We start from the raw sequence: 14,453 nt of genomic DNA, 5'->3' as shown, positions 1-14,453 counted from the left end.
GGCCGACGGCGCAGCGCAACGGGACGGCGTCGCCGGCCCGTCGAGCGCCGTCAGTCGCGCAGCGGACGCGTGATGCGCGAGATCAGCTGGGGCGCGATCCGTTCGAGCGGCAGGATTGCCGACGCCGCCCCGATCGCGGCGGCCGCCTTCGGCATTCCGTACACGGCGCTCGTCGCTTCGTCCTGCGCGATCGTGTGGCAGCCCTTCGCGCGCATCGCCTTCAGGCCGAGCGCGCCGTCGCGCCCCATGCCCGTCAGCAGCACGCCAAACGCTTCGCCCTGCCAGCCGTCGGCGACGCTGTTGAAGAACACGTCGATCGACGGCCGGTACGGCGTCTCGACCGGATGCCGCGTATAGCCGAGCACGCCGCGCGGCGACAGGTAAAGGTGATCGTTGGTCGCCGCGAGCAGCACCTCGCCGGCCTGCGGCACGCTGCCCTGCCGCGCGACGCGCACCGGCAGCCGCGTATAGCCGTCGAGCCACTCGGCCATCCCGAGCGCGAACGCCTGGTCGACATGCTGGACGATCACGATCGCCGCCGGAAAGTCGGCCGGCAGCGCGCGCAGCAGCGCGGTCAGCGCGGTCGGCCCGCCCGCCGACGCGCCGATCGCGACGAGCGTCGGCTGGCCGCGCTCGGGCGCCGGCCCCGGCGGCACGAGCGCCGCGGAACGGCTTTCGAGCAGCCGGCCGATCTGGTCGATCTTCGCGAGCAGCGCCTGCGGCGACGCGTCGGCCGACAGCCCGAGCGCGAGCGTCGGTGTGTCGACCGCATCGAGCGCACCCGCGCCCATCGCCTCGTAGACCGACGACGTGTTCGCGCTGACGCTCGCCGTCACGATCAGGATCGCGCAGGGCGCGCGCGCCATGATCCGGCGCGTCGCCGCGACCCCGTCGACCTTCGGCATCACGAGATCCATCAGCACGAGATCGGGCGGATGCGCGACGCAGAAATCCACCGCCTCGTCGCCGTCGGTCGCGACCCATAGCACGCGATGGTCGGTACGCAGCGCGATCACGCGGCGCAGCGCCTCCACGGCCAGCGGCAAGTCGTTGACGATGCCGATGTTCATCCTCGCGCGTCCCCGATCAGGTCGTGCACGGCGTCGAGCAGCGCCTCGTCGTGGAAGCTGCTCTTCGCAAGGTAGTAGTCGGCGCCCGCGTCGAGCCCGCGACGGCGATCCTCGTCGCGATCCTTGTACGACACGATCATCACCGGCACGCGCTTGAGCATCGGATCGCCCTTGATCAGCGTGACGAGTTCGATGCCGTCCATGCGCGGCATGTCGACGTCGGTGACGACGAGATCGAACGCATCGCTGCGCACCGCGTTCCAGCCCTCCATCCCGTCGACCGCGACCGTCACGTCGTAGCCGCGCTTTTCCAGCAGCTTGCGTTCGAGCTCGCGCACCGTCAGCGAATCGTCGACGACGAGCACGCGGCGGCGCCGGTCGGCCAGCGCCAGTTGCGGGTCGCGCGTGAGCCGCGCGAGCTGCCCGCCGCGCACGAGCTTGTCGACCGAGCGGATCAGGTCCTCGACGTCGACGATCAGCACCGGATCGCCGTTCTCGAGCAGCGCGCCGGCCGCGATGTTCTGGATCTTGTGCAGGCGGCTGTCGAGCGGCTGCACGACGAGCATCCGCTCGCCGAGGAAGCGGTCGACCGCGACGCCGTACAGCTCGGGTTCCCCGCCGACGACCACGACCGCCGTGCTCGTGCGCGCGACGTCGGGCTCACCCGCGTCGAGCAGCTGATGCGCGGCGACGAGGCCCGCGCGCCGGCCGTCGAACGGGAAATGCGGCTGCCCTTCGAGCACGTCGATATCGTCGTGCGAGAGTTCGAGCGTGCGGCGCACGTGCGCGAGCGGGAACGCATACGGCTCGCCACCGACCTCGACGAGCAGGCTGCGGATCACCGACAGCGTGAGCGGCAACTGCAGCACGAAACGCATGCCCGCGCCCGGCTCGTTGAAGATCCGCACCGCGCCGCGCACGCCGCGCACCATCTCCTGCACCGCGTCGAGGCCGACGCCGCGGCCCGACACGTCGGTCACCGCATCGCGCATCGAGAAACCCGGCAGCAGCAGGAATTCGAGCAGTTCGGGATCGGACAGCCGCGCGGCCGTCTCGTCGTCGGTCAGGCGCTGGCGCACGACGGCCGCGCGCAGCGCGTCCATGTCGACGCCCGGGCCGTCGTCGATCACGCTGACCAGCAGCGAGCCGGCACTGTGGCGCGCCTCCAGCGTCACGCTCGCCTCGGCCGGCTTGCCGCGCGCGCGCCGCGCCTCCGGCGAATCGACGCCGTGGTCGATCGCGTTGCGCAGCAGGTGGCCGAGCGGCGCGTCGAGCAGGTCGAGGATGTCGCGGTCGACCTGCGTGCCCTCGCCGACGATCGAGAAACGCACCTGCTTGCCGAGCGAGCGCGCGAGATCGCGGACGATGCGCGGATACGCACGCGTCGCGTCGCCGAACGGCCGCATCCGGCATTGCAGCGCCTCGTCGTACAGCTGCTCGGCGATATGCGTGCTGCGCCGCTCGAAGCGGTCGAATTCGTCCATGCGCTCGGCGAGCGAGCGCTGCAGGTCGTTCAGCATGTGCCGGACTTCGTTCATCGACGCGAGCATGCCCGCGTCGAGATCGTCGGCGAATTGTTCATACATCAAATCGAGCGAGCGGGCTGCGTCGCGCTGGGCGCGCTTCACGCGCAGCATCGATTCGGCGAACGGCTTGAGCCAGCGCGATTCGACCAGCGATTCGCCGGACAGGCTCAGCAGCCGGTTCAGCGTATCCGCGCGCACGCGGCGCATCGCGCCGGCGCCGGCCACGCGGCCGGCCTGGGCCGGATCGGGCACCGCGCTCGAGACCGCAAGCGGCGGCACCGCGGCACTCGCCCCGACAGGCTCGTTCGCGGCACCGTCGTGCTCGCGATACGGCACGACCGTCGGCGGCGCCTGCGGCGGGACGACGCCCGACACCTGCATCGTCTGCGCGCCGTCGGCACCCGTGAGCGCCGCCGCGAACACGTCGATCTCCGTCTGCGTCACGGGCTGCGCCTGCGGATCGCCGACGCGCACCAGCAAATCGACGCCCGCCAGCAGCACGTCGACGTGCGTGGCCGTCAGCGCGATCGTGCCGGCCTGCGCGGCGACGAAGCACTCCTCCATCCGCCCCGCGATGTCGACGCCGAGCGGCACGCCGACGATGCGCGCGGCCCCCTTCAGCGAATGCGCGGCGCGCATGCATGCCTCGAGCGCGACGGAATCGGGCTCGCCCGATTCGAGCGCGAGCAGCCGTTCGGACAGCGCCTGGGTCTGCGTGCGCGTCTCCTCGCGATACAGCTCGAGCAGCGACAGGTGGCTCAGGTCGTCATCGCCGCTCATCGCATGCTCCGTGTGACTGCGTCGAACAGGCGGTCGTCGTCGAGCAGGCCCACCGACTTCCCGCGCCACGACAGCACGCCGCGCGACAGGCCGGCGCTCGCGCGCCCGACCGTGGCCGGCACGGGCACCCAGTCGGATGCGCCGAAGCGCAGCACGCCCTCGACTTCGTCGACCGGAAACACGACCGGCTCGCCCTGGTGCGCGGCGACCAGCAGCCGCGTGAAGCGGCCGTCGTCACCGCCCTTGCCGCCCTTGCCGACATCGAGTCCGAGCAGCGCGCCGATCGAGATCGCGATGCGCAGCGTGCCGCGGATGTTGACCACGCCGCGCACGGCCGAATTGCGGCGATGCGGCAGCGAATGGATCGGGCGCGTGCCGGCGATCTCGCGCAGCACGCCGATCGGCAGCGCGAGCCATTCGTCGGCCACGCGGAACGCCAGCGCCGCATGGCGCGTATCGGCGTCGGCGTCGCGCACGTGCGGCGTGCCGGGCGCGCTCATCCGGCGCGTGGCGTCGGCCATCTCCGCCCCGTCGAGCGGGCGCTCGAGCAGCTTCGCCGCGTGATACGCGTACACCGGGCAGTTCAGGCAGCGCAGGCACTCGTTCAGCCGCTCGCACGTGCGGTCGCCGCGCGTGCCGATCCGGTTCCAGCAATCGTCGACGTCGATCGTCGTCTCGTCAATGGCAGCGGCGGCGCGGTTCATGAATTCCTCTGGTCATCGCGGTGTCGGTCCCCAACCCGTAGTCTTGTCAGCCGGCCGAGCGCCGTGCACGCTCGAGCAGCCATTGCGCGCCCGCGCGATCGCCGCCGACGTCGAGCAGCGTCGCGAGATGGGTCAGCGCTTCGTGATGCGTGGGCCGCAGGTACAGCGCCTTCCTGTAGAAGTCGCCGGCTTCCGATGCGCGCCCGCGCGCATCCGCGATCAGCCCGTTCAGGTAGAACGCATCGGCGTGCGGCCCGACGCGCGCCGAGAACTGCGCGAGCACGCGCTCGGCCTCGTCGAACGCGCCGGCATTCGCCAGCGCCTGTGCGTCTTCCAGCGTCGGCGCGGGGCCTTCGGCCACCGGTGCGACCGTTGCAACGGGCGCAACCGGTTCGGCCGCCGCTGCCGGCAGATCGGCCCGCGCGTCGAACGCGGCCGCGTGCATGGCCGGCGGCGGTGCCGCGAACGGCTCGCGTGCGTCGCCGAGCCAGGCCGGCGGCGCGACCGCCAGCACCGGGCGTGTCGCCGCGGGCGGCGCGACCGTGAAGCGCTCCGCGCGCCGGTACGGCGCCGCCGCCATGGACAGCGGCGCCGCCGGCCGGGCCGCGTAGGTATCGGGCGCCGCGCCGGCGGGCTCGCGATGAAACGCGAATGCGAGCGGCACGCGCGCCGAGCGCATCCCGTGCCGCATCGCGACCCCCGTCTCGGCCGGCCCGACGAACAGCACGCCGTCGTCGGCAAGACGCTCGCCGAGCGCGCGGATCACGCGATCCTGCGCGTCGCGATCGAAGTAGATCAGCACGTTGCGGCAGAACACGAAATCGTAGCGAAGGCCCGTGTCCGCCGCCGGTTCGACGAGGTTCGCCTGACTGAACTGCACACAGGCGCGCACGCGCTCGTCGAGCAGCCAGCCCTCGCGGGTCGGCGTGAAGTGCCGCGCGCGAAACTCCGTCGCGGTGCCGCGAAACGCGTTGCGCCCGTAACAGCCGAGCCGCGCCTGCTCGATCGCGCGCGTGCTGAGGTCGATCGCGTCGATCGTGAAACTGGCCGGGTCGAGCCCCGCGTCGAGCAGCGCCATCGCCGCCGAAAACGGTTCCTCGCCCGTCGAGCACGGCGCGCTCAGCACGCGGATCACGCGGCCGGGCAGCGCCGCGAGCCGGTCGGCCGCGAGCCGCGCGAGCGTCGCGAAGGCCTCGCGGTCGCGGAAGAACCAGGTCTCGGGCACGACGAACAGCTCGATCAGCGCACGCCGTTCGTCGGCCGACGCGTTGAGCTGCTGCCAGTAGGCGTCGAGCGCGTCCTGCGTCACGGGCGGCCGCGCCGCCGACGACAGGCGCTCGCCGTCCGCCTGCAGCGCGTGCACGCGCTCCGTCAGCGCGCGGGTCAGGAAATCGTTGCCGAGCGAATCGGGGTCGATGCCGGTCTCGCGCAGCAGCCAGCCGCGAAATCGCGATTCGGACTCTTTCATGCGGACTCTCCCCCGTGGCCCGGCAGGCCGTCGTCGAACAGATACAGGCGTGCAACGTCGTCGATCAGGTCGGCAACCGATACCTGCTGCACGACGCCGTCGGGCGTATTCGCGACGGGCCCGAGCCAGCGCGTGCGCGCGGTCGAGATGCCGCTCGCGCGAAACGCCGCGCGATCGATCCGCATCGTCTGCGTCGCACGCTCGACGATCAGCCCGATCGTGCGCTCGCCGCCCGCCTCGCGCGCCCGGTAGCGAACCATCACGAGCCGCGTCGAGCGCAGCGCATGCGCGCGGCGCCCGAGCGCCAGCATCGGCACGTCGATCACCGGCACCGGCTGGCCGCCGCGCATCAGCAGCCCGGCAATCCATTCGGGTGCGCCGGGCACGGCCTTCGTGACCGCGAGCGGCAGCACCTCGTCGATGCCGGCCGCGTCGAGCGCATAGCGTTCGCCGTCGAGCTCGAACATCAGGAACAGCGCATGCGCGCCGTTCTGCGTGTCGGCGCGCGTCACGCGTCGACCTTGAAGCGCGACACGCTGGTGCGCAACTGGTTCGCGACGAGCGTCAGGTCGTCGATCGCCTGCGACGACTGGCGCAGCGACTCGGCCGTCTGCTGCGCGGCCTCCGACAGCTGCGACAGCGCCTGCGTGATCTGCTCCGCGCCGTTCGCCTGCGTCTGCATCCCTTCGTTGACCATCTGGAAGCGCGGCGAGAGCGTCTGCACCTCGGCGATGATCTGCGACAGCTGCCCGCCGACCTGCTGCACGTCGAGCATCCCCCGGCGCACTTCCTCGGAGAACTTGTCCATCCCCATCACGCCCGCCGATACCGCCGACTGGATCTCCTTCACCGTCTGCTCGATATCGTAGGTCGCGACCGCCGTCTGGTCGGCGAGGCGGCGGATCTCGGTCGCGACGACCGCGAAGCCGCGGCCGTATTCGCCGGCCTTCTCGGCCTCGATCGCGGCGTTCAGCGACAGCAGGTTGGTCTGGTCGGCCACCTTGGTGATGGTCGCGACCACCTGGTTGATGTTCAGCGCCTTCTCGTTGAGGATCGCGAGCTTCGCGTTCACCGAGCCGGCCGCGTCCATCACGCTGCGCATCGTCTCGCCCATCCGCGTGAGCCCGCTCTGGCTCACGCCCGCGAGTGTGGCCGACTGCTCCGCCACGCCGGCCACTTCGTTCATCGTGCGCACCAGGTCGCGCGACGTCGCGAAGATTTCGCGCGAGGTCGCGCCGATCTCGGTCGTCGTTGCCGCGGTTTCGTTCGCGGTCGCCTGCTGCTCGCGCGACGTCGCCGCGATCTCGGCGACCGACGTCGTCACCTGCAGCGACGACTGCTGCGCACGCGCGACGAGCTCGGTCAGTTCGTCGGCCATCCGGTTGAAGCCCGTCTCGAGCGTGCCGAATTCGTCGCGACGGCGCAGGTCGAGGCGGCGCGTCAGGTTGCCTGTACGCATCACGTCGTGCACCTCGACGAGCCGCGCCATCGGGACGGTGACCGAACGGTACAGCATGTAGCCGAACCCGAGCGCCGACAGCAGCATGATCGCCAGTGCGGTCGCGAGCACCACCTCGGTGTCCTGCACGGATTCACGGATCAGCTTCGCCGACTGATCGGCGAACTTGCGGTTTTCCTGCACGAGAATATTCGCATTGCGCACGACCTCGGCCCATGCGGGCTGCACCTTCACATACCCGGCGACCGCGTCGTCGTGCGATTGACGGTGCCGCTGCACCGCTTCGTTCAGCAGCGGCAGGTAGTGGTCGTAGGTGCCCCGGAAGGTCGCGAAGCGCTGCCGGTCGTCGTCGCGAAATATCGAGTTCTGGTACTCGACCGACAACGAATCGATGTCCTTCGCCGCTTCGGCGATCTTCGCGAGATCGCGCTGGACGCTTTCGGGATCGGTCTCGACGAACGTCGCCTGCTGCAGCAGCATGAATGATTCATTCACTGCGCCGCGCAGCGACGACGCGAGGTAGACGCCGGGCAGCGAATCGTGCTCGATGCTGACGGCTTCGCTGTTGATCGCACGCAATCGCTCGTAGGACACGCCGGCTGTCACCAGCATCAGCACGAACAGCACGCCGAAGCTGAGCAGGATGCGATTGCCGAGCGTCAGCCGGGCAGCGCCGATCGTCGGATGCAGGCTTTCATTGGTCGCGCGGGGCGTCACGGTGGCCATGTTCGTTATGGGCTTTCTATATCAGCGTTGAAAAAATCCGCGCCCGCCTGCGCGCCGGACGGCGCGCCACGAGCGCATCAGGGCTTGCGGGCGGCGCGGCGCCGGCAGGCCGCGCCGCGAAATCACCGCTCCGCTTGCGCCGGCAGCCGAAGCGCGACCATGAAGCCGCGCGCCGTATTGCGCATCAGGATCTGGCCGCGATGCCGCGCCGCCGTCGCGCGGACGAACGCGAGCCCGAGGCCGAAGCCGCCGCGCGCCGCGCCATGCGCGGACTCGAGCTGCACGAACGACTCGGTCGCGGCCGTGCGCTGCTCCGGCGCGATTCCCGCGCCGGTATCCTCGACGCCGATCACCCATGCACCGTCCTCGCCGCTCAGCGTGCAGTGCACGTCCGTGCCGACCGGGCCGTACTTCAGCCCGTTGTCGATCAGGTTCGCGACCGCGCGCGTCAGCATCATGCGGTCGCCCATCGTCACGCACTCGGTATCGGGCACGTGCGCGGTGACCCGGCTGCCGAGCCCGGCCGCCTTCTCCCACAGCTGGTCGACGGCGTCGAGCACGATCTCGTTGAGGCTCACGACCTCGTGCGCGCGGCGCTCGGACCGCGCGCGGGTCAGGTGGATGAAGCCGTCGGCAAGCGCGAGCGCGCGCCGCGCATGGCCGGCAATGCGTTCCATGATCGCCGGCATCTCGCCGTGCTCGGCGCGGTAGACGTCGAGCAGCGCGAGGATCGACGTCTGTGGCGAACGCATGTCGTGCGACAGGAAGTCGAGCGCCTCGTCGCGCTGCCGGGACATCAGGTACGAATTCGAGTGATAGCGGATCCGTGCGGCCAGCTCCATCGCGTCGGGGAGCTTCACCAGATAGTCGTTCGCGCCGGCGATGAACGCCTCGCGCTTGACGATCGGCTCCTCCTTCGCGGACAGCACGATGATCGGCACGCGAGCCGTGCCGGCGTCCGCGCGCCACGCACGGACGAGATCGAGGCCGTCGATCTCCGGCATCACGAGATCCTGCAGGATGACCGTCGGCTTCACGTCGCGCGCGACCGCCATCGCCCGGTGCGCGTCGGTGCACACGTGCAGGTCGATGTCGTGTTCGCTGCGCAGCGCGCGGCGGATCACCTCGCCGACGAACGGTTGATCGTCGACGAGAAGGACCGATAACCCCGATTCAAGACAATCCGAGGCATTATCAACGCTCGATTCTTTCATAAATACAGTTTCAAACGCCGATTCTCCAATCGATTCTTTCATAGGAGTTGTTTATCAGACTTGGGACGCTATCTTAATTCGGCGGTTGAAAAAACCGCCCGATTCCGCCGATTTGGCCTGTCGGCATTGGCCTTGCAGGGCTCCGGACGCCGATTTCTCCCCGTTGGCGGCCGCATTACCTCCGCATCCTTTCTCTCAATAAACATAACCGGCTGATTCTAAATGAAATTAGAACACAGCATCTATCTCCTTCCGGTTTAGTTTTGCCAAATATGCAGAAAGAGACGGAATCAGTTAAATCAGATCATTTCCGGATTCGAAAGACGATAACGTTTGCGAGACCGGCGCCATAAGGTTTGCATGCGCTGCAAGGCTGGTTGTCCGCCTCATTTGGGGCCGGATGGAAATGCGCCGAATCGGCGGGCGCGAGGAAGAAAAAGAGCGCGCCGGGCAACGATCTGCCCATGCGCGCTTCCGGTCGGCCGGCAGCGGCCGCTGGATGACGGCATGACGGTGCCGTGCAGCCTTATCCGCGCGCGTGCTGCGCGGACACTTCCTGCAGGTCGAGGTCGCGTTCGAGCGCGTGCAGCATTTCGTCGTGGATGCGGCCCGAACGGTGCAGGCGCAACAATTCGGCGCGCCCGGCCCTGATCGCGGCCAGCACGACGTCGTAGTGCGCGGTGCGCACTTCCGCCGGGTACGCCGGCTCGTCCTTCGCCCGTTCGGTCAATTCCGCGCGATACGTGTACTGCTCGAGCAGGCGCGGATGGATCACGACCCCGTTCTCGTCGCGCACGAGCGGCTGGATCGCCGCGAGTTGCGCGGCCTCGACGTACGCCCACGTCTGCGGCTCGGTCAGGTGGTGCGCCGCGCGCTCTTCGCGCTGCGGCAGGCGCAGCAGCCGGATCAGCGGCCCGATCGTCGTGCCCTGCAGCAGCACGGTGACGAGGATCACCGCGAACGACGCGACCAGGATCACGTCGCGGCCGGGCATCGCCTCGGGCAGCGACAGCGCGATCGCCAGCGTGACGACGCCGCGCATCCCGGCCCAGCTCATGATCGTCGCGGCCTTCCAGTCCGGCGCCTCGCCGCGCCGCGCGATCCCGCGCACCGGCCATTTCAGCGCCTCGACCGCGTAGATCCACACGAAGCGCGACACGATCACCGCCGCCAGCACCGCGAACATCGGCGGCACCATCGTGGCGAGCACCTGCTCGAAGCCGCCGAGCCGGTGGATCGCGCCGCGCAGCGACAGCCCGATCAACACGAACACCATCGCTTCGAGCAGGAACACGATGACCTGCCAGAACGCGGTGCCGCGCGTGCGCACGGCCGCCGAGAACACCTCGTGCTGATGCCAGCCGACGATCATGCCGGCCGTGACGGTGGCGATCACGCCCGATACCTCGACCATTTCGCCCGCGATATAGGCGATCCAGCCGGTGATCACCGCGACGGTGATCACGAGATAGTCGTCGTCGAGCTGCTTCAGGAACCACACGACGAGCTTGCCGACCACGAAGCCGATCGCCACGCCGCCGAGCCCGAGCTCCGCGAAGCGCACGACCGCGTGCTCGAGGCTGAATGCGCCGGTGAGCGCGGCCGCGACCGCGAAGCGGAACAGCACGAGGCCGGCCGCATCGTTCAGCAGGCTCTCGCCTTCGAGCAGCACCATCAGCCGGCGCGGCAGCGCGACGCGTTCGAGCACGGCCTTCGCCGCAACGGCGTCGGGCGGCGACACGATCGCGCCGAGCGCGAAGCACGCGGCCCACGGCAGCGACGGCGCCACCCAGTGCACGGCGAAGCCGACCGCGAACGTCGTGAACACGACCGCGCCGATCGCCAGCAGCAGGATGCCGCCGACGTTGCGCTTGAACTCCTCCCACACCGAGAAGTACGCGCCGTCCATCAGCAGCGGCGGCAGGAACACCAGCAGCACCAGTTCGGGATCGAGATCGATCGGCGGCAGGCCGGGGATGAACGCGATGCCGATGCCGCCGATCAGCAGCGCGGCCGCGGGCGGCAGCCGCAGCCGCTTGGCGACGCATTCGAGCGCGACGATCGCGAGAAATGACAACAAAACCAGCTTGAATGCCGAGACGGGAGACATGAATCGACCTCGTGAAGAATGAATTCGCGCTTTCCGGCGTCGTACCCCGGTCGGCAGTTTCGCGCGATTACATCACGAGGCGAGTCCCGTAGTCGAGCGCGTTCCGGCAGCCCGCCACGCGACGCCACGCGGGCACGATACGGGCCCGGCGGGGCCCGGCGCCGGCCCGCTGCGCGCGACGCCATGAAAAACGGCACGCGGGCCGGCCTTGTCGCCCACCCGCGTGCCGTCGCGGCACCGCGCATCCCGCCCCGCGTTACCGGCGCCGCACGACCATCAGCCGCGGCTCGGTCATGTCCTCGATCGCGTAGCGGATCCCTTCGCGGCCGAGGCCCGAATCCTTCACGCCCCCGTACGGCATGTTGTCGACGCGGAACGACGGCACGTCGTTGATCACGACGCCGCCGACCTCCAGCTCGTCCCACGCGCGCTGCGCATGCGTGAGCGAATCGGTGAACACGCCGGCCTGCAGCCCGAAGTCGCTGTCGTTCACGCGGGCAAGCGCATCGTCGAACCGGTCGAACTTCTCGAGGATCGCGACGGGGCCGAACGCCTCCTTCCGGTACAGGTCCTGCTCGTGCCCGACGTTTTCCAGCAGCGTCGCTTCGAACATCGCGCCGTCGACCTTGCCGCCCGCAACGATCTTCGCGCCCGCCGCGACGGCCGCGTCCATCCATCCCGACAGCCGGCGCGATTCGGATTCGGAAATCATCGGCCCGACGAACGTCGACGGATCCTTCGGATCGCCCATCTTCAGCGAACGCGTCTTTGCGATCAGCTTCTCGCGCAGCGCGTCGTACAGATCGGCATGGACGAGGATCCGCTGCACGCCGATGCAGCTCTGGCCCGACTGGTAGTACGCGCCGAACGCGAGGCGCTCGACCACGTAGTCGAGCCGGTCGCGTTGATCCGCATCGACGATCGCGGCCGCGTTGCCGCCGAGCTCCAGCACGACTTTCTTCTTGCCGGCCTTCTCCTTCAGCGCCCAGCCGACGGCCGGCGACCCCGTGAACGACAACAGCTTGAAACGCTCGTCGGTCGTGAACAGGTCGGCGCCGTCGCGATGCGCGGGCAGCACCGAGAATGCGCCCTTCGGCAAGTCGGTCTCGGCGAGTACCTCGCCGATGATCAGCGCGCCGATCGGCGTGCGGCTCGCGGGCTTCAGCACGAACGGACAGCCGGCCGCGAGCGCGGGCGCGACCTTGTGCGCGGCGAGGTTCAGCGGGAAGTTGAACGGCGAGATGAACGAGCACGGGCCGACCGGCACACGCTTCGTGTAGCCCGTATAGCCCTGCGCGCGCGCGGAGATCTCGAGGTTGATGATCTCGCCGTCGATGCGCACCGACTCCTCGGACGCCACGCGGAACGTGTCGATCAGCCGCGTCACTTCGCCCTTCGAATCGTTGATCGGCTTGCCGGCCTCGATGCACAGCGCCTCGGCCAGCTCGTCGAAGCGCTCGCGAAAACGCGCGACGCAATGGTCGAGCACGGCCTGCCGCTTGTAGGCCGGCAGCTCGCGCATCGGCTTCGCGGCGTCGACCGCCGCGCCGATCGCCGCGTCGATGGCCTTCGCGTCGGCCAGCGCGACGCGCGTCGCGACCTTGCCGCTGAACTTGTCCGTCACGTCCAGATCGGTGTTCGCGTAGACGGCTTCGTTGGCGAGGTAGTACGGATAGGTTTCCTTCAACATGGAACGACTCCTTCCTGTGGACGGGACATTCAGAGTTGCGCCGACAGGCGCTTGATCTCGCGGTTCAGCACGCGCTCGTTGTCCGAATAGTCGATCGGCACGTCGATCACGTGCACGCCCGGCGTCGAGAAACACTCGCGCAGCAGCGGCTCGAGATCGTCGGCCGATTCGACGCGGTGCCCGTGCGCGCCGTAGCTTTGCGCATACGACACGAAATCGGGGTTCTGCAGCGTCATCGCGAAATCGGGGAAATTCATGTTCTCCTGCTTCCAGCGGATCATCCCGAAGGCGTCGTCGCGCAGGATCATCACGACGAGGTCGAGCTTCAGCCGCACCGCCGTTTCGAGCTCCTGCGAATTCATCATGAAGCCGCCGTCGCCGCACACGGCGATCACCTTGCGCTGCGGGTGCACGATCTTCGTCGCGATCGCCGACGGCAGGCCGGCGCCCATCGACGCGAGTGCGTTGTCGAGCAGCAGGGAATTCGGCTCGTGCGCGCGCCAGTAACGCGCGAACCAGATCTTGTACATCCCGTTGTCGAGACAGACGATGCCGTCGACCGGCAGCGCGTTGTAAAGATCGTTGACGATCCGCACCGGGTACATCGGGAAGCGCGGATCGTGCTGGCCCTTCTCCAGATGGGCGTCGAAATGCGCCTTGATCATCGTGAAGCGCGAGAAATCCCAGTGCGGCTGCGGCGCGAGCGCCTCCTTCATCTGCCACACCGCGTTCGCGATGTCGCCGACCACCTCGATCTGCGGGAAGTAGACGGGATCGACCTGCGCGCCGAGAAAGTTCACGTGGATCACGGTCTTGTCGTCGGTACGCATGAAGAACGGCGGCTTCTCGATCACGTCGTGGCCGACGTTGATGATGCAGTCCGCATGCTCGATCGCGCGGTGGACGAAGTCGCCGTCGGACAGCGTCGCGTTGCCGAGCCACAGCGGGTGCGTCTCGTCGATCACGCCCTTGCCCATCTGCGTCGTGAAGAACGGGATGCCCGTCTTGTCGACGAATTCGAGCAGCATCTTGCAGGTGGTCTTGCGGTTGCCGCCCGCACCGATCATCAGCAGCGGATGGCGCGCGGCCTGGATCGCGTCGACCGCATGCGCGATCGCCTTTTCCTCCGCCACCGGCCGCCGGCTGTAGCTGCGCGGGATCGGCTTGCCGTCGCCCTCCTCGTGCGCGATGTCTTCCGGCAACTCGAGGTGCGCGGCGCCCGGACGCTCCTCCTCCGCGCGGCGGAACGCCTCGCGCACGGCCGACGGGATGTTGCCGATCGACACGATCTGCCGCGTGAACTTCGTGAGCGGCTGCATCATGTCGACCACGTCGACGATCTGGAAGTGGCCCTGCTTGCTGGACTTGATCGGCTTCTGCCCGGTGATCATCAGCATCGGCATGCCGCCGAGCTGCGCATACGCGGCGGCCGTCACGAAGTTCGTCGCGCCGGGCCCGAGCGTGGCGATACACACGCCGGTACGGCCCGTCAGGCGGCCGTAGGTGGCGGCCATGAACCCGGCCGCCTGCTCGTGCCGGGTCAGCACGAGCTTGATCTTCGATCGCCGCAGCGATTCGAGCAGATCGAGGTTTTCTTCGCCGGGAATGCCGAACACGTACTCGACGCCTTCGGCTTCCAGCGCCTTCACGAACAGATCCGATGCTTTCATGGGGGACTCTCGGTTGATGCCGCCTGCCCGGCCTAC

General features: G+C 68.9%; 10 protein-coding genes. All 10 read right to left on the bottom strand.

The features are described from left to right. Positions 1 to 50 precede the first annotated feature (50 nt). Positions 51 to 1,070 carry a chemotaxis response regulator protein-glutamate methylesterase gene (locus ABIC51_RS16700; RefSeq protein ID WP_027791001.1) on the bottom strand — a complete coding sequence of 340 codons (1,020 nt, stop codon included), beginning with the start codon at positions 1,068 to 1,070 and terminating at the stop codon, positions 51 to 53. Further along, a complete protein-coding gene (locus ABIC51_RS16695) occupies positions 1,067 to 3,376 on the bottom strand; it encodes a hybrid sensor histidine kinase/response regulator (protein WP_027791000.1) in 2,310 nt (769 codons plus the stop codon). The genes ABIC51_RS16700 and ABIC51_RS16695 overlap by 4 nt, the downstream gene beginning before the upstream one ends. Further along, positions 3,373 to 4,080, bottom strand: a complete 708-nt coding sequence (locus tag ABIC51_RS16690; protein WP_027790999.1) for a chemotaxis protein CheW — start codon at positions 4,078 to 4,080, stop codon at positions 3,373 to 3,375. Before ABIC51_RS16690 ends, ABIC51_RS16695 begins: the two co-directional genes overlap by 4 nt. A 46-nt stretch (positions 4,081 to 4,126) precedes the next feature. Further along, on the bottom strand, positions 4,127 to 5,548 hold the full coding sequence (locus ABIC51_RS16685; protein WP_175898105.1) for a CheR family methyltransferase: 1,422 nt from the start codon (positions 5,546 to 5,548) through the stop codon (positions 4,127 to 4,129). Next, entirely contained in the window at positions 5,545 to 6,060 is a 516-nt protein-coding gene (locus tag ABIC51_RS16680) for a chemotaxis protein CheW (protein ID WP_175898106.1), read from the bottom strand. The genes ABIC51_RS16685 and ABIC51_RS16680 overlap by 4 nt, the downstream gene beginning before the upstream one ends. Further along, positions 6,057 to 7,733, bottom strand: a complete 1,677-nt coding sequence (locus ABIC51_RS16675; RefSeq protein WP_175855019.1) for a methyl-accepting chemotaxis protein — start codon at positions 7,731 to 7,733, stop codon at positions 6,057 to 6,059. The genes ABIC51_RS16680 and ABIC51_RS16675 overlap by 4 nt, the downstream gene beginning before the upstream one ends. Before the next feature lie 122 nt (positions 7,734 to 7,855). Then, entirely contained in the window at positions 7,856 to 8,989 is a 1,134-nt protein-coding gene (locus ABIC51_RS16670) for a hybrid sensor histidine kinase/response regulator (protein WP_175898107.1), read from the bottom strand. Between the two features lie 484 nt (positions 8,990 to 9,473). Next, positions 9,474 to 11,057: a Na+/H+ antiporter gene (locus ABIC51_RS16665; protein ID WP_027790994.1), complete on the bottom strand. Its 1,584-nt coding sequence runs from the start codon at positions 11,055 to 11,057 to the stop codon at positions 9,474 to 9,476. 256 nt (positions 11,058 to 11,313) lie between these two features. Then, entirely contained in the window at positions 11,314 to 12,747 is a 1,434-nt protein-coding gene (locus tag ABIC51_RS16660) for an aldehyde dehydrogenase family protein (RefSeq protein ID WP_027790993.1), read from the bottom strand. Positions 12,748 to 12,776: 29 nt separating this feature from the next. Beyond that, positions 12,777 to 14,417 (bottom strand): acetolactate synthase large subunit, encoded by a 1,641-nt coding sequence (locus ABIC51_RS16655; RefSeq protein ID WP_027790992.1) that lies wholly within the window; start codon positions 14,415 to 14,417, stop codon positions 12,777 to 12,779. Positions 14,418 to 14,453 lie beyond the last annotated feature (36 nt).

It is taken from the genome of Burkholderia sp. 572, assembly GCF_040545135.1.
Classification (GTDB): Bacteria; Pseudomonadota; Gammaproteobacteria; order Burkholderiales; family Burkholderiaceae; genus Burkholderia; species Burkholderia cepacia.
This window is presented reverse-complemented; position numbering and strand designations above follow the sequence as displayed.